The sequence below is a fragment of the Kordiimonas pumila genome, from assembly GCF_015240255.1.
GTDB lineage: Bacteria > Pseudomonadota > Alphaproteobacteria > Sphingomonadales > Kordiimonadaceae > Kordiimonas > Kordiimonas pumila.
This window is the reverse complement of sequence record NZ_CP061205.1, coordinates 277,298-296,888: the sequence shown is the minus strand read 5'-3', so window position 1 is coordinate 296,888 and position 19,591 is coordinate 277,298. Positions and strand designations below refer to the sequence as shown.

25 protein-coding genes are annotated in these 19,591 nt (G+C 50.7%); 20 read left to right on the top strand and 5 right to left on the bottom strand.

From position 1 onward, the window contains the following. Window positions 1–21 precede the first annotated feature (21 nt). The 12 genes from ccmA to ICL80_RS01140 all read left to right on the top strand — a co-directional run bounded on the left by ccmA (window position 22) and on the right by ICL80_RS01140 (window position 8,812). Window positions 22–705 (top strand): heme ABC exporter ATP-binding protein CcmA, encoded by a 684-nt coding sequence (ccmA, locus tag ICL80_RS01195; RefSeq protein ID WP_194214320.1) that lies wholly within the window; start codon window positions 22–24, stop codon window positions 703–705. Then, complete coding sequence (ccmB, locus tag ICL80_RS01190) at window positions 702–1,397, top strand: heme exporter protein CcmB (RefSeq protein ID WP_228073727.1); 696 nt, start codon at window positions 702–704, stop codon at window positions 1,395–1,397. Before ccmA ends, ccmB begins: the two co-directional genes overlap by 4 nt. A 64-nt stretch (window positions 1,398–1,461) precedes the next feature. Continuing rightward, entirely contained in the window at window positions 1,462–2,187 is a 726-nt protein-coding gene (locus ICL80_RS01185; RefSeq protein WP_194214319.1) for a heme ABC transporter permease, read from the top strand. Window position 2,188: 1 nt separating this feature from the next. Beyond that, a complete protein-coding gene (locus tag ICL80_RS01180) occupies window positions 2,189–2,344 on the top strand; it encodes a hypothetical protein (RefSeq protein WP_194214318.1) in 156 nt (51 codons plus the stop codon). Then, window positions 2,344–2,823 carry a cytochrome c maturation protein CcmE gene (gene ccmE, locus ICL80_RS01175; protein WP_228073726.1) on the top strand — a complete coding sequence of 160 codons (480 nt, stop codon included), beginning with the start codon at window positions 2,344–2,346 and terminating at the stop codon, window positions 2,821–2,823. The genes ICL80_RS01180 and ccmE overlap by 1 nt, the downstream gene beginning before the upstream one ends. Continuing rightward, window positions 2,820–4,787 (top strand): heme lyase CcmF/NrfE family subunit, encoded by a 1,968-nt coding sequence (locus ICL80_RS01170; RefSeq protein WP_194214317.1) that lies wholly within the window; start codon window positions 2,820–2,822, stop codon window positions 4,785–4,787. Before ccmE ends, ICL80_RS01170 begins: the two co-directional genes overlap by 4 nt. Then, a complete protein-coding gene (locus ICL80_RS01165; RefSeq protein WP_194214316.1) occupies window positions 4,784–5,320 on the top strand; it encodes a DsbE family thiol:disulfide interchange protein in 537 nt (178 codons plus the stop codon). The genes ICL80_RS01170 and ICL80_RS01165 overlap by 4 nt, the downstream gene beginning before the upstream one ends. Next, window positions 5,317–5,784 carry a cytochrome c-type biogenesis protein gene (locus ICL80_RS01160; RefSeq protein ID WP_194214315.1) on the top strand — a complete coding sequence of 156 codons (468 nt, stop codon included), beginning with the start codon at window positions 5,317–5,319 and terminating at the stop codon, window positions 5,782–5,784. The genes ICL80_RS01165 and ICL80_RS01160 overlap by 4 nt, the downstream gene beginning before the upstream one ends. Beyond that, window positions 5,781–6,896, top strand: a complete 1,116-nt coding sequence (gene ccmI / locus ICL80_RS01155) for a c-type cytochrome biogenesis protein CcmI (protein ID WP_194214314.1) — start codon at window positions 5,781–5,783, stop codon at window positions 6,894–6,896. The genes ICL80_RS01160 and ccmI overlap by 4 nt, the downstream gene beginning before the upstream one ends. A 127-nt stretch (window positions 6,897–7,023) precedes the next feature. Next, entirely contained in the window at window positions 7,024–7,386 is a 363-nt protein-coding gene (locus ICL80_RS01150; RefSeq protein WP_194214313.1) for a hypothetical protein, read from the top strand. 44 nt (window positions 7,387–7,430) lie between these two features. Beyond that, complete coding sequence (locus ICL80_RS01145; RefSeq protein WP_194214312.1) at window positions 7,431–7,964, top strand: NUDIX hydrolase; 534 nt, start codon at window positions 7,431–7,433, stop codon at window positions 7,962–7,964. Window positions 7,965–8,029: 65 nt separating this feature from the next. After that, the gene (locus ICL80_RS01140; protein ID WP_194214311.1) at window positions 8,030–8,812 is read left to right on the top strand and encodes a class I SAM-dependent methyltransferase; all 783 of its coding nucleotides are present in this window, start codon (window positions 8,030–8,032) and stop codon (window positions 8,810–8,812) included. Here the strand turns inward: ICL80_RS01140 and ispZ are convergent. Further along, window positions 8,809–9,387, bottom strand: a complete 579-nt coding sequence (ispZ, locus tag ICL80_RS01135) for a septation protein IspZ (protein ID WP_194214310.1) — start codon at window positions 9,385–9,387, stop codon at window positions 8,809–8,811. The two genes, ICL80_RS01140 and ispZ, sit on opposite strands and share 4 nt — an antisense overlap. 102 nt (window positions 9,388–9,489) lie before the next feature. Between ispZ and ICL80_RS01130 the strand changes: the two genes are divergently transcribed. From ICL80_RS01130 to ICL80_RS01120, 3 genes are read left to right on the top strand one after another with little or no spacing between them, the layout of a single operon-like run. Continuing rightward, window positions 9,490–10,818 (top strand): MFS transporter, encoded by a 1,329-nt coding sequence (locus ICL80_RS01130; protein WP_194214309.1) that lies wholly within the window; start codon window positions 9,490–9,492, stop codon window positions 10,816–10,818. Window position 10,819: 1 nt separating this feature from the next. Next, window positions 10,820–11,410 carry an RNA methyltransferase gene (locus ICL80_RS01125; protein WP_194214308.1) on the top strand — a complete coding sequence of 197 codons (591 nt, stop codon included), beginning with the start codon at window positions 10,820–10,822 and terminating at the stop codon, window positions 11,408–11,410. A gap of 51 nt (window positions 11,411–11,461) precedes the next feature. Continuing rightward, the gene (locus ICL80_RS01120; RefSeq protein ID WP_194214307.1) at window positions 11,462–11,995 is read left to right on the top strand and encodes an invasion associated locus B family protein; all 534 of its coding nucleotides are present in this window, start codon (window positions 11,462–11,464) and stop codon (window positions 11,993–11,995) included. On the opposite strand, the gene ICL80_RS01115 is transcribed toward ICL80_RS01120, so the two are convergent. Next, entirely contained in the window at window positions 11,996–12,562 is a 567-nt protein-coding gene (locus ICL80_RS01115) for a cytochrome b (RefSeq protein WP_194214306.1), read from the bottom strand. Window positions 12,563–12,807: 245 nt separating this feature from the next. Here ICL80_RS01115 and rlmN point away from each other — a divergent pair, with 245 nt between their 5' ends. The 5 genes from rlmN to ICL80_RS01090 all read left to right on the top strand — a co-directional run bounded on the left by rlmN (window position 12,808) and on the right by ICL80_RS01090 (window position 17,490). Beyond that, window positions 12,808–14,034, top strand: coding sequence for a 23S rRNA (adenine(2503)-C(2))-methyltransferase RlmN (gene rlmN / locus ICL80_RS01110; RefSeq protein WP_194214305.1), 1,227 nt, complete (start codon window positions 12,808–12,810; stop codon window positions 14,032–14,034). Then, window positions 14,034–14,459 carry a hypothetical protein gene (locus ICL80_RS01105; protein WP_194214304.1) on the top strand — a complete coding sequence of 142 codons (426 nt, stop codon included), beginning with the start codon at window positions 14,034–14,036 and terminating at the stop codon, window positions 14,457–14,459. The genes rlmN and ICL80_RS01105 overlap by 1 nt, the downstream gene beginning before the upstream one ends. 181 nt (window positions 14,460–14,640) lie before the next feature. Beyond that, window positions 14,641–15,855 carry an argininosuccinate synthase gene (locus tag ICL80_RS01100; RefSeq protein WP_194214303.1) on the top strand — a complete coding sequence of 405 codons (1,215 nt, stop codon included), beginning with the start codon at window positions 14,641–14,643 and terminating at the stop codon, window positions 15,853–15,855. 72 nt (window positions 15,856–15,927) lie between these two features. Beyond that, window positions 15,928–16,881, top strand: a complete 954-nt coding sequence (locus ICL80_RS01095; RefSeq protein ID WP_194214302.1) for an AEC family transporter — start codon at window positions 15,928–15,930, stop codon at window positions 16,879–16,881. 12 nt (window positions 16,882–16,893) lie between these two features. Then, the gene (locus tag ICL80_RS01090) at window positions 16,894–17,490 is read left to right on the top strand and encodes a glutathione S-transferase N-terminal domain-containing protein (protein WP_194214301.1); all 597 of its coding nucleotides are present in this window, start codon (window positions 16,894–16,896) and stop codon (window positions 17,488–17,490) included. A gap of 13 nt (window positions 17,491–17,503) precedes the next feature. Here ICL80_RS01090 and ICL80_RS01085 read toward each other — a convergent pair whose 3' ends face one another. The 3 genes from ICL80_RS01085 to ICL80_RS01075 form a co-directional block, all read right to left on the bottom strand. Continuing rightward, a complete protein-coding gene (locus ICL80_RS01085; RefSeq protein WP_194214300.1) occupies window positions 17,504–18,130 on the bottom strand; it encodes a MarC family protein in 627 nt (208 codons plus the stop codon). Between the two features lie 51 nt (window positions 18,131–18,181). Continuing rightward, window positions 18,182–19,069, bottom strand: a complete 888-nt coding sequence (gene folD, locus ICL80_RS01080; RefSeq protein ID WP_194214299.1) for a bifunctional methylenetetrahydrofolate dehydrogenase/methenyltetrahydrofolate cyclohydrolase FolD — start codon at window positions 19,067–19,069, stop codon at window positions 18,182–18,184. A 100-nt stretch (window positions 19,070–19,169) separates the two neighbouring features. Continuing rightward, window positions 19,170–19,586, bottom strand: coding sequence for an MAPEG family protein (locus ICL80_RS01075; protein ID WP_194214298.1), 417 nt, complete (start codon window positions 19,584–19,586; stop codon window positions 19,170–19,172). Window positions 19,587–19,591 lie beyond the last annotated feature (5 nt).

Sequence of the window (19,591 nt, the reverse complement as noted above, 5' to 3'; positions counted from 1 at the left end):
CCCTTTCGCTAGCGTGCAGGCATGAAAACACAGAAGACAGCAAGAACGGCGGCTATATATTTAGCTGTAAACGGCCTGCAATGCAGGCGCGGTGGCCGTACGGTTTTTTCTGGCGTCTCGTGTGAGGCACGGGCCGGTGATTTGGTGCATCTTGTGGGCCCAAACGGTAGCGGCAAAACCACATTGCTGCGCGTTCTTGCCGGGCTGTTACCTTTTCAGGCAGGCTCAATAGCGGTTGATGCCGTGCCGCTTCGTGCACAGGATATTCCCATGACAGCGGCTTTTTTGCACGCAGGCCACCAGAATGGGTTAAAAAAAATCCTCACCCTTAGGGATAACTGTGCCCTATTTTATAAGCTGATGACAGGTGAAACGCTCGATGAAGAGCGCCTTTATAAGGCCGCTGACCATTTTAACCTGAGCCTGTTAATAGACCAGCCGGTAAAGTTTTTCTCAAGCGGACAGGCACACCGTGCCAGCCTTATGCGGTTTATGCTGGTTGACCGCCCTATCTGGTTAATGGACGAGCCAACAGTTGGGCTTGATAAGGCTAACCGCGACCAATTGAAATCCATGATGCAGCAGCATCTGGCCGGTGGTGGCTGTATCATCGCGGCTTCTCATGATCCCCTTGGGCTGCCCTCAATCGAGCTTGATATGACGCGTTTTGAGCCGGCCCACCCTGCCGAAGGATACTGGTCATGAACCAACCAGTTCTAACACCCAGCATGTTCAAGGTGCTCACAACAGTGATGGCACGCGATATCAGACTTGCATGGTCGCAAGGCGGCACAGGCACCATGGTGCTGTCCTTCTTCCTGATTGCCGTGTGCCTTTTCCCTTTTGGTGTTGGGCCGGAGCCGCAAATTCTTGCCCGTATCGCCCCCGGTATTTTGTGGGTTATGGCTTTGCTGGCCTGCCTGCTTAGCCTCGACCGGTTGTTTCAGGCGGATTATGAAGATGGTAGCCTTGATGATCTGGTAACGGCACCAACATCGTTTGGTACAATTGTTATGGCAAAAACAGTGGCACACTGGGTTTCGGCAGTTTTACCGCTTGTCATTGCATCGCCCGTTTTGGGGCTTGTGCTGCACCTGCCACCCGAAGGTTATGGCGTTATGATTATATCGCTGCTGCTGGGTACGCCGGCGCTAAGCTTTTTGGGAAGTGTTGGTGCGGCCCTTACCGTTTCTGTTCGTCGCGGCGGTGTTTTAATGGGCTTGCTGGTTTTGCCGCTTTACATTCCGACCCTTATTTTTGGTGTGGGCGCGGTTGATGCAGCTATTTTTAGCGGTGACCCGTTGCCGCACTTGGCGCTTCTGCTTGCGGTTAGCCTTATTGCTGTGGTGATAGCACCAATTGCCGCCGCCGCAGCCCTCAGGCTTTCACTGGAATAAGGAACATGGGCATGAGACACCAAGTCGCACTTGCTGATAGCCATTTAAACCGGTAGGAAAAGGCATGCATAGATTCGCTAACCCAGTCGCGTTTAACCGCCTCGCAGACAGGATTCTTCCCTGGGCAATTCTGCTTGGAATTTTTACATTTGCGACAGGGCTTTATTATGCTTTTTTCGATAGCCCTGTTGACTACCAGCAGGGCGAAAGTGTGCGCATCATGTATGTCCATGTGCCCGCGGCCTGGATGTCTATGGCGGTTTATGCTTTCATTGCAGTTGCCAGCTTTACCGCCCTTGTGTGGCGTCACCCGCTTGCTTTAATTGCGGGCCGTGCGGCGGCCCCCATAGGCGCAACCTTTACAGCGCTAGCGCTTATTACCGGGTCTCTGTGGGGCAAGCCAATGTGGGGCACATACTGGTCATGGGATGGCCGGATGACATCCGTGCTTATTCTATTTTTCCTGTATCTGGGTTATATGGCCTTGTGGGAAGCGCTTGATGACGACGAAAAAGCCGGGCGGGCAGCTTCTATTTTGGCGCTTGTGGGTGTTGTTAACTTGCCGATTATTAAATTTTCGGTCGAATGGTGGAATACCCTGCACCAGCCCGCCAGTGTTATACGCATGGGGGGGCCAACAATCCACATAGATATGCTGATACCCCTGCTTATTATGGGGGCGGCTTATAAACTCTATTTCATTGTTGTTGTGTTATGGCGCATGAAGCTGGAAATGAACCGCCGTAAAATTGATATTATGCGCCGTAATGTGGCCGGGCAGGAAAGCTGATATGGCATCTGATTACAGCTTGTTCATTGGTATTTCATATGGGCTTTCTGCTCTTGGCCTTGTGTGGCTTGGGGCTAAAAGCTTTATGGACATGAAAAAAACTGACCTTGAAGCACAAACCCTGAAGCGCGCTCGGCGCAGCAAAGGGGAAAGCTAATGGCCCGGGGTATGCGGTCTCGCAAAAAGCAGCGGTTTATTATTCTGACAACAGCGCTTGTTGTTTTAACAGCAGCGGTGCTTTTGATCTTAAAGGCGTTTGGCGGCGATAGCCTTAGCCATTATATGCAGCCAACAGAGGCGGTTGCTAAAAACTTGCCAGAGGGCAAACGTTTCAGGCTGGGTGGCTTGGTGCAGACCGGTAGTTTTAAGCGCCTTGAAGATGGGCTTACATACAGCTTTGTGGTTACGGACTGTGTAACAGATTTGCACGTTGAATATCACGGTATCCTGCCCGACCTGTTTCGTGAGGGCCAAGGTGTTGTAACGGAGGGCGCGCTTGCTGCCGAAGGCCTTTTTAAAGCAGATACGGTTCTTGCAAAGCATGATGAAAACTATATGCCGCCAGGCAGTGCGCCTAAAAACGAAGCGGCGTGTGAACACCCTGATGGCGGGTACGATAAGGCAGGTTACCAGTGATCCCAGAACTTGGCCATTTTGCGCTTATTCTGGCGCTTATGCTAGCGCTTGTGGCCGCTACGGTGCCGCATATTGGCAACCATAAAAACAGCGCGCCCCTTATGGCGCTGGCCGACAGGCTTGCGTACGGCCAATTCTTTTTAGTGGTTCTGGCGTTTTTAGCGCTTGGTTATGCCTATATCACATCTGATTTTTCTGTGGTGAATGTGGCCACAAATTCACACACCCAAAAGCCGCTTTTGTATAAAATTTCAGGTGTTTGGGGTAACCATGAGGGTAGTTTGCTGCTGTGGGTGCTTATGCTCACGCTTTTTGCGGCGGCTGTGGCGCGGCGCGGCAGGGCATTACCGCTTCGATTCCGGTCGCGGGTACTAGCGGTTCAAAGCGCCCTTGTGGTTGGGTTTTTGTTGTTCATTCTTTTAACAAGTAACCCGTTCTTGCGGCTTGACCCAGCGCCGCTTGAAGGCAACGGCCTTAATCCCTTGCTGCAGGACCCTGGCCTCGCCTTTCACCCCCCTATGTTATATTTGGGCTATGTAGGGCTGAGTGTGGCGTTTTCATTTGCGGTGGCAGCGCTTATTGAAGGGGAAGTAACACCGCTTTGGGCACGCTGGGTCCGCCCGTGGACACTAACGGCATGGATGTTCCTAACAGGGGGCATCGCGCTTGGCTCATGGTGGGCATACTACGAGCTTGGCTGGGGGGGCTGGTGGTTTTGGGACCCGGTCGAGAATGCCAGCTTTATGCCGTGGCTTGCGGCGGCGGCGCTTCTGCATTCGTCGATTGTGGTTGAAAAACGCGATGCCTTGAAAAGCTGGACAATTCTGCTTGCAATTGTGGCCTTTTCTTTCAGTTTGCTCGGTACCTTTCTGGTGCGGTCGGGTGTGTTAACATCGGTGCATGCTTTTGCAGTTGATCCAGCACGGGGTGTATTTATTCTTGCCTTTCTGGCGCTTGTAATAGGCGGCTCGCTTACGCTTTATGCGTGGCGTGCGCCAAAGCTTGCGCCGAGCGGCCTGTTTGGTATGGTCAGCCGGGAAAGTGGCCTTATCCTCAATAATATTTTGTTATCTACCTTTGCGGCTGTGGTGCTGGTGGGCACACTTTACCCGCTTGTTGTGGAAGCAATGGGTAGTACGCAAATTAGTGTTGGGCCGCCGTTCTTTGAATATGCGGCAACTGTGCTGATGAGCCCGCTTGTGGTTGCACTTGGTTTTGGCCCGCTGCTTGCCTGGAAACGGGGCCGTATTGGCCGGACAGCCCAGCTTTTGCTTCCAGCGTTTATTGTGGCCCTATTTGTGGGGTGTTTTGTACTATGGCAGCAGGCTGGCGGGTATGTGATGTCTGCGTTTGGGCTTGGGCTTGCTGCATGGCTGATGACATCTGTTTTACTTGAGATAGCAGAGCGGACCCAGCTTTTTAAGGCACCTAAAACGGCGTTTCGGCGCATGCGGGCGCTGCCGCGCGCCCAGTGGGGCATGAGCGCTGCGCATATGGGCCTTGCTCTCATTATAATGGGCGTGACAGTAAGCGAAACATGGACCGAGGAAAAACTGGTACTGATGCAGCCGGGTGACACGGAAACTGTTGCAGGCTATACGTTTGAGATGCAGGATGTACGCCCTGTTATGGGGCCAAACTTCACGGCGGTGCGCGCGCTGTTCCGTGTAACAAAAACAGGCCGGGAGATTACGGTGCTGGACCCTGAGGACAGGGTTTATACCAGCCCGAAAATGAACACCACTGAGGCTGCCATATATCCACTGCCACTTGGTGATCTTTATGCTGTTATTGGCGAATCAGCAGGCGGGAAAAAATGGTCAGTTCGGCTGTATTTTAAACCGATGATTTCGTTTTTATGGCTTGGTGCTGGCATGATGATGCTGGGGGGGCTGATCTCGCTTTCAGACCGGCGCCAGCGTATTGGTGTTCCGCAGGTAAAACAGCAGGAGGCTTTACCGTGACCGGGATAAGCCGTTTTATTCCTGTGGCTGTTGTTATTGCCATGATCGTGCTGTTTTTCACCATGATGGGCGGCGATAGAAACCCGCAGGAAATCAAAAGTGTTCTGATCGACAAGCCGGTGCCGTCATTTAGTTTGCCCATGCTTGGTATGGATAAAACCATAACTGAGGCAGTGCTTATTACGGGTAAACCCGTACTGGTGAATTTTTTTGCCAGTTGGTGCGCACCGTGCCGCGCAGAGCATGAAAATTTAATGAAAATAGGGGCTTCTTACGGCGTTTCGATTGTGGGCATTGCCTATAAGGATACACCAGAAAAGGCACAGGTATTTTTGAATGAGCTGGGAAACCCTTACAGCCTTGTATTGATGGACCAAGATGGCCGTGCCGCAATTGATTGGGGCGTAACGGGCGTGCCGGAAACCTTCCTGATTGATAGTAAGGGGATTATTCATTACCGGCACTGGGGCCCTATTATTGGTGATAGTCTGGAGAAGCGTTTACTGCCAAGATTGCAGGAGATCAGCGGATGAGACGGCTTTTCTCTGCACTGATACTGGTTGTAAGTGTTGCCTTGCCGCTGTTGGCTGTGGCTGTTGATGAAAAACCGCTTGCAGACCCACGTCAAGAAGCTGTTGCCAGAAGCTTGATGAAAGAAATCCGTTGTCTGGTGTGCCAAAACCAGTCGATTGAAGATTCAAATGCTGATTTAGCAAAAGATTTGCGGCAAGTGGTACGGGAACGGGTAGCAATAGGCGATAGCCCTAAGAATGTACGGGCCTATCTGGTTGACCGGTACGGTGACTGGGTTTTGCTGGAGCCGCCTTTTAAAAAATCCACCTATTTTCTCTGGTTGTCGCCGTTTCTGTTTTTGCTGGCTATTGGTATAGGCATTCTTTTGGCACGGCGCAGGCACACTGTGCCACCTGCACCCCTTAGCACAGACGAACAGGTAAAACTTAATGCCTTGCTCGATAGTAAGGAGAGCCGCAAATGAACCCGATTGTATTATGGTGCTTAATAGCACTGCTCGCGGTCTTTGCTTTCTGGCTGATTAGTTTCAGGGCGCATAATCGTACGGCTCAAAATATAGCGGCTGATCCAATCGAACATTTCAAAAAACAGCTACAGGACCTGGAGCAAGACGAATCGCGGGGAATCATTACGCCTGAGTCTGCACGGTCGGCGCGATTGGAAATTGAAAGGCGTATTTTGCGGGTTGCGGCCAAGGAGCATGACCCGGCTTTGGTGGCTGAAAATAGCAAAACCGTATTTTTGGGTATTGCATGCGGGGTGGTTGCGGCAGCGTTTGGTATATACGCCTATCTTGGTAGCCCTGGTGTGGAGGCAGCGCCAGGTGAACGTATCAGCTTGCGTGAAGCTGAAATTCAGGAAGGTGGTCCAACCTTTGGTGAAGCGATTGAAAAAATACAGCAGCGCCTGCAAATAGAACCGGATAGTATTGAAGGGCTGGGTTTTCTAGTTACGCTATCGCGCTCAGTAGGTGACTTTAAGGAAACTGTGGATGCCCTTCATGCCCTTACGGGTTTGCAGCCCGAGGAAACACGCTGGCGTATTGAAACACTGGAAACATATTTGGCAGCGGGCGGCGGCAGTTTTATGCCTGCCACCAAACTGGTATTAGACGACCTGCTGCACCACGCGCCTGACCATCCGGCAGGGCAGTATTATTTAGGTTTAGTGCGCCTTGAAGACGGCGACAAAGAAGGTGCAAAGGCTATATGGACAGCACTTGCAGACCGCTCTAGCCCGGATGCGCCGTGGATGCCCACTTTGAATAGCCGTCTTGCTGAACTCGGGATTAACCCGCCAAAGCTGAGCGGTGACCAAGTGGCGGCTGTGAATGATATGAGCCCTGAAGAAAGGGCGGCTTTTATCGAATCGATGATGGACCGCTTAAAAGCCCGGCTTGAGGAAACCCCAAATGACCCGGCAGGCTGGTTAATGCTTGCGCGGTCGCAAGCGGCAACAGGTGATAAGGCGGCCGCCACGGCAACCCTGCAGCAAGCTTTGCGGATTTTGCCCGCAGAACGCACAGCAGATATTAAGGCATTTCTTGACAATCTTGCTGAAAACGGGAATCCTTAACCATCTGGTCATGGTTTTTTGATACTTTGACCGTGTGGCCTTAGGGCCAAAACCGGGCACGAAGAAATCGCCCCGCCCATTTAGTAGCACGAAACAGGCTTGTTTATTTGATTAGGGTCATGGGGCCATGGTCGATTTTAACCCAAATGCGCCGGGTCTGCAGTCGCAGATACAGGCACAGCTTGAGGCAAATCGTAGCAGGAACAGAGTTGCCGCGCAAAATGCAGGCGATGTAACTGCACGCGTTCAGCCATCTGCCGAAGAACGCACTAAAGCTCGGGGAGATGAAGAGAGCGCCAATAAAAGGCTACCAGCATTACGTTCAAGCCGGGGCAGCAGCCTTTCTACACATCAGGAGATTGAAGCAGCGGGTGAGCGGGTGAGTGAGCTTGCCAGTAATCTACGGGAAGCACCTGCTGGTCGTACCTCTACCCGGCAGAATGAACTGCGAAACCAGCCGCTTGGTCAGATTATTGATATCCTTGTCTAACTTTCTACTGGACGAATTTTGATATCGGCCCCAGATTACAGGGCATGACAACAGTTTACACCGATAATTTTATACACCAGATCCCTGAAGGGGATGATCACAAGCGCATGGTTTGCGCTGACTGTGGTTTTATTGCTTATGAAAATCCAAAGATAATTGCTGGGTCTGTTGTCATGTGCGGCGATAAAGTGCTGTTGTGCCGGCGCGCTATCCACCCGCAAAAAGGCAAATGGACTATCCCTGCGGGCTTCTTGGAAATGGGCGAGACCCCAGCGGAAGGGGCCGCACGTGAAGCATGGGAAGAGGCCCGTGCCAAAATTACAATTCGGGATCTGTTGGCAATTTATACTGTGAAGCGCATAAGTCAGGTGCAGATGATGTACCGTGCTTACCTTCCTGAGCCTGTATTTGAACCCGGCCCCGAAAGCCTTGAGGTAGTGCTCTTTGACTGGGCTGACATCCCGTGGGCTGACCTTGCTTTTCCCAGTGTGCACTGGGCACTTCATCATTTTCAGGCAGTTGAAGGCAAACAGGGTTTTGCCCCGTTCAGCAACCCTGAAGGGTGGGAACAGGCTTAGCTTTTCATATTGCGTGAACCTTGGGCAATCTATACAGTTCCCTCACATATTGGGGGAGTTTGAGTATGGCTGTGCATGATGCACTTAAGGCACCTGTTGCTTCAAAATTAATGCTGTCAGAAAAGGGCAGAGAAGCCCATTATGCAGGGCGTTTGTCGGTTGATGTGTTGGCAAGAATTGAAGCCTTGATGCCACCTAACGCGACCAAAACCGCCGAAACAGGCTGTGGGTGTTCGACAATTTTTTTCTCGAATATTGCAAAAAGTCATACTGTCTTTTGCCTTGATGATCGCAATCAGGGAGACCGTTCCAGCGTTGTATATTTTGAGAAGTCACCGCTTTTTCAGGCCGAGAATGTTGAGCGGGTGTACGGCCCGACACAAATAACCATGCCCACATTCGAGCATCAGGGTTTATATGATTGTGTCTTGATAGATGGCCCCCACGGCTACCCTTTTCCGGATCTGGAATATTATTATTTTTACCCACATGTAAAAGAAGGTGGTTTGCTGGTTATTGATGATGTGCAAATTGCCTCTATTGGCCGCATGGCTGATATCATTCAGGAAGACGCCATGTGGGAATTTGTCGAGATGGCGCGTCTGACAGCTATCTTTCGCCGTACGTCGGCCCCAAAGGTGCCGGTGGACGGTGATAATTGGTGGAAACAAGCTTATAATCAACGCAGAAAAATGCCTGACCAGCCCCAATACCTAGGTGATGGTAAAGTCTTTATGCCTTTTGAAGAGAGAGTAAGACTTTACCGGGAAAGCCTTACTAAAAAGCCGACAGGAAAAAAGAAGGTGCCTAAAAAGAAAAGCCTCTTTAAAAGGCTTTTGGGGCGTTAGCTTTTTTTGTCGTCATCAGGCATGTATTTCATCAGCATAGGCATTTGGGTGGCCATAAAAGCGATGGTGGCGATTGTATAGCCGAAGGTTTTAAAGTTTACCCAAAAGTCTGTTGTTTGGGTACGCCATATCACTTCGTTCACCACAGCCATCACAATCAGGAAAATCACATAATTTCGGGTCAGGATGCGCCACGCTGCATCATCCATCTCAAAAGCCAGTTCCATAACCATTTTGATATAAAGCTTGCCGCGTAGCAGGCCAAATAACAAAACTGCGGCAAACAGGCTGTTAATGATGGTTAGTTTCATTTTAACGAAGGTTTCATCCTGCAGGTATAGGGTTAGGCCTCCCATAACCATTACAATGACGAAAGTAATTTTCAAAAGCGGCGAAATGGTTTTGAAAAGAATTTTTGAAGCTATCATTGCAGCAACAGAGGCGGCCATGAAAGTCGCTGTTGCCAGCCAGATATCGCCCAATTTAAAGCTCGCGAAAAAAACCACAAGGGGCCCGAAATCAATAAGGAGTTTAGGCCAGCCAGCTGGTTTTGGGGTGGATTCTGTATCAGTCATGGTGCTGTCGACTTTCTATTTTATACACTTTACGCACAGATGGTCTTGCCTGTCTTGTTATATCAGGGCTAGATAAGGCCTTAACGCGCAGGATTTCCTTTTATGATGCAGCTTTTCAAAGATCGCAACTTTCTTAATTACTGGATCGGACAATTTGTGTCTGTTATCGGCGATCATATTAGCATTATAGCGTTTCCATTGCTGGTTTTGCAAATGACAGAAAGTGTTAGCATGACTGGTTTGGTATTTGCAGTACAGGGTATTCCTCGTGCAATCCTTATGCTTGTCGGCGGCGCGGTGGTTGACCGGGTCGGTGCGCGGGCTGTTATGATGGTTACCAGTGTTTTGCGCTTTGGGCTTGTTATGGTCGTGGCGTGGCTCATCAATGTGGATCAGGCTTCCTTGCAGATTGTGTTTGGGTTGGCTTTTGCTTTCGGTGTGGCGGATGCGTTTTTCTATCCGGCCAGCACGGCAATTGTACCTTCTTTGTTAAGCAAAGATAAATTACAGGCGGGTAATGCCTTGGTGCAGGGGTCTATGTGGGTGGGTGTTATCGTGGGGCCTGCTCTGGCGGGGTTGATTATTGCCGGTGAAATTACCACTATGGGCCATGATGCCAACCTTGAAGCCGCAACCTATGCCAGTAACAGGTCAGGCTTTGCGCGTGCCTTTTTTGTTGATGGTCTAACATTCGCCGCGTCATTTATAACCCTTATTTTTGTTCGAACGCGAAAAGGTGAATCAAACGTTAACGATTCGGTGCCTGATTCTTCTCTCAAGGCTTCTATAGGCGGTGAGGTGATGGAGGTGGTGCGCTGGGTATGGTCACAGCCAAGCATGCGGCTTGGCTTTATCGGTATTGCCGCGCTCGAGTTTTTCTTTCAGACACCTATATTTGTGGGGCTGCCGGCGCTTGCTAAAGCCCGGTTTCTAGAGCCGGTTTATGTGTACGGCCTTATTATAACAGCTTACGGCTCTGGTGCTCTTATTGGGTCATTTGTGGGGGGCAGCGTGCGGGCTATCCCTGATAAATACCTCATTCGTGTCATGTTTTTGGTATTTATGGGGTCTGGTGCATCCTTTGGGTTAATGGTGCTTTACGAACCCTACTGGTGGGCGATGTTGGTGTTTTTTGTATGCGGTACGGGTGATAGTTTTGTATGGGTTAATTTCACTACATGGGTGCAAAAACAGGTCCCGGAAAAAAAGATTGGCCGCGTTATGAGTATTCTCACCTTTATGTCGGTGGGGCTAATCCCTATTGCCAGCGTTATTTTGGGTGTTGCGTTTGAATGGAACCTTGAGGCATCACTCCTTATTGTATCAGGCATATTGGTTGTGTTCTGTATGGTAGCAGCGTGCCATAAGGATGCTATTTTTGTGCGAGCAGAAGACGGAAACATAACAGCTATGACAGAGGGTAAAGTGTAGGATGCGGGGGTATTTTGGTATAGGGATCGACGGGGCGTCAAAAACCGGCAATATGGGTAACCTTATTAGAACAGCGCACGCCTTTGGTGCCAGTTTTGCCTTTGCCGTTAAACCAAAAATTTATGTGCACAGCGGCGAAACGGTGACCAAAAAATTCACTGACACCAGCAAAACCCAGCAAAATATCCCGTTTTTCAATTATGATAGTGTGGATGATATTGACATGCCGCAGGGCTGTCATCTGGTGGGAATTGAGATATCAGACGATGCGATTGACCTGCCCAGTTTCAAGCACCCGCTGCGTGCAGTTTATGTGCTCGGGGGGGAAAGAACATCGCTTTCACCAGAAATGTATGCCCGGTGTGACCATGTGATCAAAATCCCGACAAAATTCAGTCTTAATGTAGCAACGGCTGGCGCAATTGTCATGTATGACAGACACAGGATTTTAGGTGGGTATCCAGAGCGCCCGCTTATGACAGGGGAACCGCCTGTTGAAAAGGCACCGCATGTGCACGGTGCCAGTAAAAGCCGCCGGGAAAAACGGTTGCTGCGGGAAGCAAAGCTCGCGGCAACTGGCGCAGACAAATAAGATCGGCCATCAGGCCATCAGGCAACAGGATAGAAAGCGGAGAATGAGGGCATGATAAAGTTTGGGAAAAAGGCACTGGGTGCGGCATTGCTGGCTGGCAGCCTGATTATGGGTCTTGCGAGCGGCGCATCGGCTGAAACGCGCCGCCATTTGGGCTCGTATAATGATTGGGACGCTTTTGTGTATGGCACAGGTGCCACCCGAACATGCCATATGGTGAGCGTGCCTAAAACATGGTCTGCCAGCAAAGAAGGGGTTAGCCGGGGCGAAATATACCTGATGGTATCACACCGTCCTGAGTATAAAGTAACAGGCGAGGTAAGCATTGTTATGGGCTATCCGGTCAGGCCGGGCAGTGAAGCCACCTTGCAGGTTGATGGCCGCAAGCGGTTTGATTTCTTCACCGAGGGCGACGGTGCGTGGGCTTACGACCCCAAGGATGATGTGGCAGTAGTGGCCGCGATGAAGGCAGGCTCTGGTCTTGTGGTAACGGCGGCCAGCCAGCGTGGTACCAGAACGACAGATAAATATAGCTTGTCTGGTTTCACCGCCGCCTTTAACGCCATTACGAAAGCATGCAAATAATTATACGTCGATCGTTTTACCCAGCATGCGCTTAAGGGTCTCGTCTTTGTCGATAAGATGGTGTTTTAGCGCGCCAGCAATATGAAGCGCGATGGCGGCCATCATAACAAAGCCCAGAATTTCGTGCATTTCATGGCCAATGCCCGCCGTAAAGGCATTCAGCGGCAGGGCTTCGCCAGGGTTGGCAGGGTCAGGGTTTGGGGCCATAATCTCAAACCCAAAAATGCCAAAGCCGTGCCCGCCTGCACCCGACATAAGCATGCCTGAAACCGGCATTAAAACGGTGCCAATGATCAGCACCCAGTGTACAATTTTTGCCAGAATTTGCTCATGGCGCTTATAATCACTTGCAGGCACAGGCCAGCCATTTTTGATGCGCCACAACACCCGTACGGCAACAAAAGCAAACACTATAACCCCAACAGATTTATGCAGGGTGTATAAGGAATATACCTCGTTTTCCGCCATATAAAGGCCAACAGCCAACAGCGTTATAATGGTTAACCCCACAATCCAGTGCAGGCTGATCGTGATGTGGCTAAACTTTGCTTTGGTATCTTGTGCCATAGGGTCCTCATAGCGCTTCATTTCATTGAAATTATTTCGAAATTATAGCATTCGCCGCAAGGCGTAAATCATTTCCTTATCACGCTTTTGTGGGTTGCGCTTTACAGCCGCAGGCAACGGGCGTATAAGCCGCGCATATTAAGTGGCATATACCATAGACATTAAAGTAACCGCTTGGGGGTGGAACGCCCGTAAGCCCGAAAGGACCTGGCGTAGGCACCCCTACAAAAGGCAGGATGAAAAAGATGCAAATTACCCCAAGCGGCCACGAGCCGATTATAAGCCCGCGTGCAAACCCTGATCTAGTGGACGGCAAGGTAAACCTGCTGGGCCTGAGCCGCGACGAGCTGAAGGAAGCGCTTGCAGATTACGGTATCCCCGAAAAGCAGCTCAGGATGCGCACCACGCAGTTATGGCACTGGATATACCATAAAGGCGCTGCCGACTTCGACGTGATGACCACGATCAGCAAAGACCTGCGCGCCAAGCTGGTGGACCATTTCACCATCACCCGGCCAGAGGTGGTAGAAGCCCAGTATAGCGAAGATGGCACCCGTAAATATCTTATTCGCTTTGCAGACGGCAACGAGGCTGAAACCGTTTATATTCCTGAGGATGACCGCGGCACTCTTTGTGTGTCATCGCAGGTGGGTTGCACGCTTAACTGCAAGTTTTGCCACACCGGCACCATGAAACTGGTACGTAACCTAACAGCGGCAGAGATCGTGGCGCAGATGATGATCGCCCGCGATGATCTGGACGAATGGCAAAGCCCCGTAAAGGGCCGGCAAGTGACCAACATTGTCATGATGGGCATGGGCGAACCCCTTTATAATTTTGATAACGTTAAAAAGGCGCTTGAGATTATTATGGACGAGGAAGGCATTCAGCTTTCCCGCAGGCGTATCACGCTGTCCACCTCTGGCGTGGTGCCGCATATGGAACGCGCTGGCCGCGAGATCGGTGTGAACCTCGCCGTATCGCTGCATGCTGTGCGCGATGATGTACGCACAGACATTATGCCAATTAATAAAAAATATAACCTTGATTCTGTGTTGCAGGCCTGCCGCGATTATCCGGGGTCTAATAACGCGCGGCGCATTACCTTTGAATATGCCATGCTCAAGGGCGTGAACGACAGCGACGCTGACGCGCGCGAACTGGTGCGCCTGATCCGTAAATACAAGCTGCCGGCAAAGGTAAACCTTATTCCGTTTAACCCGTGGCCGGGTGTGGAATATGAATGCAGCGACCCCGACCGTATTGCACGTTTTTCAGATATCATTTTTAAAGAGGGCATTTCTGCCCCAGTGCGCACGCCGCGTGGCCGCGATATTATGGCCGCGTGCGGGCAGTTAAAATCCGCCTCTGAGAAAAAATCAAAAGCGGATATCCTACGCGAACAGGCAGCAGAGGCTAATGTGGCCGCTGCACAGAATATAGTGCATCATAGCTCTACAGGGCTAACCTAATGGTCCGATTGCGGCAGTGTATTTTTATACTGTTGCTACCGTTGGTGCTGGTTGCCTGTGGCACCAAGCAATCTTCTTTTACCATTATTAGCAGCGCTGATCTTGATACTTCAATAGCTTTAGACTTGGTCGTCGTGACAGGCAACCCTGAGATTGTAGACGAAATTATTGCCGCAGGCAGTGCTGCATGGTTTGCTAAAAAAGCTGTGTTTCAGGTTACTTACCCAGATAGCCTGAAACTTGCGTCCTTTCAAATACCACCAGCCTATATAGTTTCCAAGGCCGAATGGCCGGAAGGTGTAGGCAAAAACCAACGCTTTTTTATCGTGGCTCAGTCCCCTAATATTCAGAAAATTATAGCGGTTGAGGGCGGCAAACTATCAAGCCTGACATTGGATAAAACAGGTATAACGGTAACGCCCTAAAGTCAGGGTGGGCGTTACGCCCTTTGTTTGAAGTAGACAGCATTATGGTAGTTTATGCTCTTTTAAGAACATCTATCCAGCAAAAGACGTAAATTTATCCTCTTATTCTGCACCCACTATTTGACGTGGGCGCAAACTTCCGCTACTTCCGCACACAGGAATTTTTGTGCTGGAGCAAGTGATGTCAGATAAAATCAAAAAAGTAGTGCTGGCCTATTCGGGCGGGCTTGATACATCCATTATCCTCAAGTGGTTGCAGGTTACGTATAACTGTGAGGTGGTAACCTTCACGGCAGACCTTGGCCAAGGCGAGGAACTTGAACCAGCGCGTAAAAAAGCCGAGATGCTGGGCATCAAGGATATCTTCATTGAAGACCTACGCGAAGAATTTGTGAAAGACTATGTGTTCCCTATGTTCCGGGCCAACACCGTCTATGAAGGCCAGTATCTTTTAGGCACTTCTATCGCGCGGCCATTGATCGCCAAACGCCAGATCGAAATTGCGGCGGAAACTGGCGCTGATGCTGTGTGCCACGGCGCGACCGGCAAGGGCAACGATCAGGTACGGTTCGAGCTTGGCTATTATGCACTGAACCCCGGCATTAAGGTTATTGCCCCGTGGCGCGAATGGGACCTGCATTCCAGAACAGACCTGATTAACTTTGCCGAGCAGCACCAGATACCAGTACCAAAAGACAAGCGCGGCGAATCGCCGTTTTCTGTGGATGCAAACCTGCTGCACACATCAAGCGAAGGTAAAGCGCTTGAGGACCCATGGGTGGCGGCGGAAGAATATGTTTACGCCCGCACAGACGACCCGGTAACACAGGCACCAAACGAGCCTGAGTATATTGAGGTTGAATTTGAAAAGGGTGATGCTGTTGCGATTAACGGCGTTAGCCTGTCGCCTGCCATGCTGCTTACCAAACTGAACGAGCTTGGCAAAAAACACGGTATTGGTCGGCTTGACCTTCTGGAAAACCGTTTTGTTGGCATGAAATCGCGCGGGATATATGAAACGCCGGGCGGCACCATTTTGCTAGCAGCCCACCGGGGTATTGAGCAGATCACGCTTGATAAGGGCGCGATGCATCTCAAGGACGAGATTATGCCGAAGTATGCCGAAGTGCTGTATAATGGCTTTTGGTTCTCGCCAGAGCGTGAAATGATGCAGGCGCTGATTGACAAGAGCCAGGAATTTGTCGCGGGTACTGTGCGCCTGATGCTTTACAAGGGCAGCGCCAATGTTGTGGGCCGCAAAAGCCCCTATAGCCTTTATTCGATGGAACATGTAACCTTCGAGGAAGACAGCGTTTACGACCAGAAAGATGCAGCAGGCTTTATTAAGCTGAATGCGCTGCGCTTGAAGCTTCTGAAACGCCGCGGCCAGCACTAGGAAACGCAGGGCGCATGCATAAAATGGTAAGCAACCGGGGCTAGGATCCCCAAAAGGCCTTCGGGAGACAGCGTGGCAGAGATATTCACAATCATAGCCCCTGTTTTCCTGATCATGCTTTTGGGGTTTGGCCTTGGTAAAACCAAGCTGTTTCCTGAAAATGCGTCAGACACGCTTGTTGCCTTTGTGTGGAATGTGGCTATTCCGGCGCTTATGTTCCGGGCTATGGCCTCCAAAGAACTGCCACATGCGAGCGAAATGCTGTTTGTGGCAGGCTATTATTTCAGCCTTTATATTGTCTATGCGATTGCCTATTTCTCTGGCCGGTGGCTGTTTGGTTTTACGGTTGCGGAAGGTGCTGTGTTCTCTATTGCCACCTGTTTTGCGAACGGTGCCTTTCTTGGTATCCCGCTTGTTGAAGGGGCGTATGGTCATGAAGGTGTGCGCTTGCTGCTGATGCTGCTTGGCTTTCACAGCCTAACCCTTATTCCCATTACCACCATGATTGTTGAAGGGGCCTCAAAAACCGAGGACGGCCCCGGCATGTGGAGCCGTACTTTTGCCAGTATTCGGCAAAACCCTATATTGCTGGCGCTTTTCACAGCGCTTCTCTGGTCGGCGCTTGCGCTGCCATTCCCCGATTGGCTCGACAAGGTTTTGGCACTGCCTGCCATGGCGGCATCACCTGTTGGGCTGTTTGCTGTGGGCCTGACGCTCGCAAATGTTGAGATTGCGGGCAACCATACCCATTCAATGGTGGCGGTTACCCTCAAGCTGGTGTTTTTGCCGTTTATTGTGTTTGTATTCACCCGCTATGCTATGCACTTGCCCGACTTGTGGGTGGCGGTTGCTACGCTGTTTGCGTGTTTGCCAACCGGGATGATCGCCTATAGTTTTGCTAACCGTTACGGGGTGGGCGCCCGCCGCGCTGCCACAACTGTGCTGGTTTCCACCTGCTTTTCGGTGCTGACAATTGCGCTAGTTCTTTTGGCATTGCACGCGCTTTTGCCAAATGCCGGTGCTTAATAAACGAGAGATATGATGAAGCTTTATTATTCCATTACATCGCCTTATTCCCGCAAAGTGCTGTTAACCGCAAAAAGCCTTGGTTACGGCGACCAGATTACGCTGGTGCTTGGTAGCTCTCTCGAGGCGGGCAGCACGCTCCATACCATTAACCCGCTTGCTAAAGTGCCAGCGCTGCAACTGGATAACGGGCAAGTTATTTTTGATAGCCCGGTGATTGTGGAATATTTTCTGGGGCTTGCGGGTGCAGAGCAGTCTGGCCCCGCTTATTTCCGCCAGCGCCAGATTGAGGCTGTGGCAGACGGCCTTATGGATGCGGCTGTTGCTAAAACAATGGAAACACGCCGCCCGGACGGGGCACCATCAGACTTCTGGATGGGGCGCTGGGAAACTGCAATATTGCGCAGCGCGGCCTATACAGAGGCAACCTTTATGGAGGACCTTGATAGCTGGCAGTTTGGCACCATTGGCCTTGCCTGCGCGCTTGATTATGTATGCTTCCGCCAACCAGATATTAACTGGCAGCAAGCTGCGCCAAAACTTGCTACATGGTATGAAACAGTATGCCAAAAGCCAGCGATGGTAGAAACTGACCCCAGAAAAGGCTAATACTGAGAGTATGTTAAACGTGGCCTAGAAACGCTACTTTCAGCCCGTCTAGCACATACTGTGCGGCAAGTGCCGCCAGAATGACACCAAGAACGCGGGTGATAACGGCATTCACCGTGGGGCCAACAATACGCATAATGCCGCCCGCCAGAAAAAACACGACCAGTGTAATAATCATCACGGTTAGCAGTGCGGCGAGGATCGCGCCCTGCATTTCGATATGGCCTGTTTGGCGGCTCATCAGCAGCATGGTGGTGGCAATAGCACCCGGCCCTGCAAGCATGGGCATAGCCAGTGGGAAGACAGAAATATCATCAAAAATTTCGTCAAGCTTGTGGGCGGCTTCTTCCTTGCGCGGGGTGCGTTTGTCGAACACCATTTCAAGGGCAATCACAAACAGCATAAGGCCGCCTGCAACCCGAAGGGCGCTCATGGAAATGCCCAATGTTTCAAGAAAGCCCTTACCTACAAGGGCAAAGAACGCCAGAATGATGGTGGCAACAATGGTGCCCTTAATCGCCATTTTACGTTGATAGGAAACAGGTGCGCCTTGTGTAAGCCCGGCAAAAATAGGGGCCATCCCCACGGGATCAATGATTACAAAAAGCGCAATAAAGGCGGTTACGTAAGCTTCATACATAAAAAGGCTATCCTGTTACATGTCGATTGGGGGCAGCCTAACACAAGAATTTTAAAGGTCTATACGGTTTTGCCGGCATGTTGCGGTTACTGTGTTTCTTAGAAGGCAGGCAATTGTCATGGGGCCAACGCCGCCGGGCACTGGTGTGATGGCGCCTGCAACCTCTGCCGCGCTTGCAAAATCAACATCCCCGACCAGCCGGTTTTTACCCTCGCCCAGTTCAGGGGCCGGGATGCGGTTAATGCCCACATCAATCACAGTTGCGCCTTTTTTTAGCCAGCTACCGGGGACCATCTCTGGCCTGCCAACGGCGGCAACCACAATATCAGCAGCCATAACTTCTGCCTTGAGGTCTGCTGTGCGGCTGTGGGCGATGGTCACTGTGCAATTCGCATTAAGCAGAAGTTGCGCCATGGGCTTGCCAACAATGTTTGACCGGCCAACAACCACGGCCTTTTTGCCGGAAAGATCGCCGAGTGTTTCCTGTAGCATCATCAGGCAACCAAGCGGCGTGCAGGGCACCATGGCTTTTTTGTCACCAATTGCCAGCAGCCCTGTGTTGATGACATGAAAGCCATCCACATCTTTTTCAGGCACAATGGTTTCAATGACGGTCGCTTCGTTCATGTGTTTTGGTAATGGTAACTGTACGAGGATACCGTTCACGCGGGGGTCAGCGTTTAGTTCCTGTACCTTCGCGATAAGAGCAGCCTCAGGGGTGTCAGAGGGCATTTCAAAGTGAAAACTGTTCATGCCAGCTTCGGCTGTTTGCTTCACTTTACTGCGGACATATACTTGGCTTGCAGGGTCTTCCCCTACAATGACAACGGCAAGACCGGGTGTTATGCCGTATTTTGATTTAACGGCTAGCACATCTTCAGCGACATGGGCGCGAACCTTTTCTGCAAAGGCTTTTCCATCAATAATGCGTGCGGTCATGGGATATCCTGTTTCATGCTCAATCCTAGCCCCCGCTATAGGATGAAAAACTACTGGCGGCAACCCGGTTTCTGGTCGGTATCAGGTAAAATAAGGCCGTTTATAAGACTATGGCCTTTAAGGTTAAAACCACAAGGACCATAACCATTAAAGTGCCATAAATAAAAACTTTGCGCCGGAGTGGCACATAGTTTGTGCCAGTGTGCACATATGCATGCACAAACCGGCTTGTTACAAAAAGCCATGCTGTAATGTGGGCGAAAATATCAATTGCATTCAAAAGCCATAACACTAGTACCAGCAGATAAAACAAAACCGGTAGTTCAAACTGGTTTCTAAGGTTGTTATTAAGCTGGATAACATTCTCAGGCCAGGCATCATCATAAAGAGCGCGTCGGCTAGGGTTGACCAGCCCGGCTTTGTACGCGGCTGTTTTGGCTATACTGATCCTGATGTAAATATAAAGCGTGAGCATAACCTGCACGAGAACAGGTATAAAAATCAGTTTATCTGGCATGGTAT

Excerpts from the sequence above, each read along its gene's own strand:
- ccmA (WP_194214320.1), top strand. The coding sequence starts at position 22 with ATGAAAACACAGAAGACAGCAAGAACGGCGGCTATATATTTAGCTGTA.
- ccmB (WP_228073727.1), top strand. The coding sequence starts at position 702 with ATGAACCAACCAGTTCTAACACCCAGCATGTTCAAGGTGCTCACAACA.
- ICL80_RS01185 (WP_194214319.1), top strand. The coding sequence starts at position 1,462 with ATGCATAGATTCGCTAACCCAGTCGCGTTTAACCGCCTCGCAGACAGG.
- ICL80_RS01180 (WP_194214318.1), top strand. The coding sequence starts at position 2,189 with ATGGCATCTGATTACAGCTTGTTCATTGGTATTTCATATGGGCTTTCT.
- ccmE (WP_228073726.1), top strand. The coding sequence starts at position 2,344 with ATGGCCCGGGGTATGCGGTCTCGCAAAAAGCAGCGGTTTATTATTCTG.
- ICL80_RS01160 (WP_194214315.1), top strand. The coding sequence starts at position 5,317 with ATGAGACGGCTTTTCTCTGCACTGATACTGGTTGTAAGTGTTGCCTTG.
- ccmI (WP_194214314.1), top strand. The coding sequence starts at position 5,781 with ATGAACCCGATTGTATTATGGTGCTTAATAGCACTGCTCGCGGTCTTT.
- ICL80_RS01150 (WP_194214313.1), top strand. The coding sequence starts at position 7,024 with ATGGTCGATTTTAACCCAAATGCGCCGGGTCTGCAGTCGCAGATACAG.
- ICL80_RS01145 (WP_194214312.1), top strand. The coding sequence starts at position 7,431 with ATGACAACAGTTTACACCGATAATTTTATACACCAGATCCCTGAAGGG.
- ICL80_RS01140 (WP_194214311.1), top strand. The coding sequence starts at position 8,030 with ATGGCTGTGCATGATGCACTTAAGGCACCTGTTGCTTCAAAATTAATG.
- ispZ (WP_194214310.1), bottom strand. The coding sequence starts at position 9,387 with ATGACTGATACAGAATCCACCCCAAAACCAGCTGGCTGGCCTAAACTC.
- ICL80_RS01130 (WP_194214309.1), top strand. The coding sequence starts at position 9,490 with ATGATGCAGCTTTTCAAAGATCGCAACTTTCTTAATTACTGGATCGGA.
- ICL80_RS01125 (WP_194214308.1), top strand. The coding sequence starts at position 10,820 with ATGCGGGGGTATTTTGGTATAGGGATCGACGGGGCGTCAAAAACCGGC.
- ICL80_RS01120 (WP_194214307.1), top strand. The coding sequence starts at position 11,462 with ATGATAAAGTTTGGGAAAAAGGCACTGGGTGCGGCATTGCTGGCTGGC.
- ICL80_RS01115 (WP_194214306.1), bottom strand. The coding sequence starts at position 12,562 with ATGGCACAAGATACCAAAGCAAAGTTTAGCCACATCACGATCAGCCTG.
- rlmN (WP_194214305.1), top strand. The coding sequence starts at position 12,808 with ATGCAAATTACCCCAAGCGGCCACGAGCCGATTATAAGCCCGCGTGCA.
- ICL80_RS01105 (WP_194214304.1), top strand. The coding sequence starts at position 14,034 with ATGGTCCGATTGCGGCAGTGTATTTTTATACTGTTGCTACCGTTGGTG.
- ICL80_RS01100 (WP_194214303.1), top strand. The coding sequence starts at position 14,641 with ATGTCAGATAAAATCAAAAAAGTAGTGCTGGCCTATTCGGGCGGGCTT.
- ICL80_RS01090 (WP_194214301.1), top strand. The coding sequence starts at position 16,894 with ATGATGAAGCTTTATTATTCCATTACATCGCCTTATTCCCGCAAAGTG.
- ICL80_RS01085 (WP_194214300.1), bottom strand. The coding sequence starts at position 18,130 with ATGTATGAAGCTTACGTAACCGCCTTTATTGCGCTTTTTGTAATCATT.
- folD (WP_194214299.1), bottom strand. The coding sequence starts at position 19,069 with ATGACCGCACGCATTATTGATGGAAAAGCCTTTGCAGAAAAGGTTCGC.
- ICL80_RS01075 (WP_194214298.1), bottom strand. The coding sequence starts at position 19,586 with ATGCCAGATAAACTGATTTTTATACCTGTTCTCGTGCAGGTTATGCTC.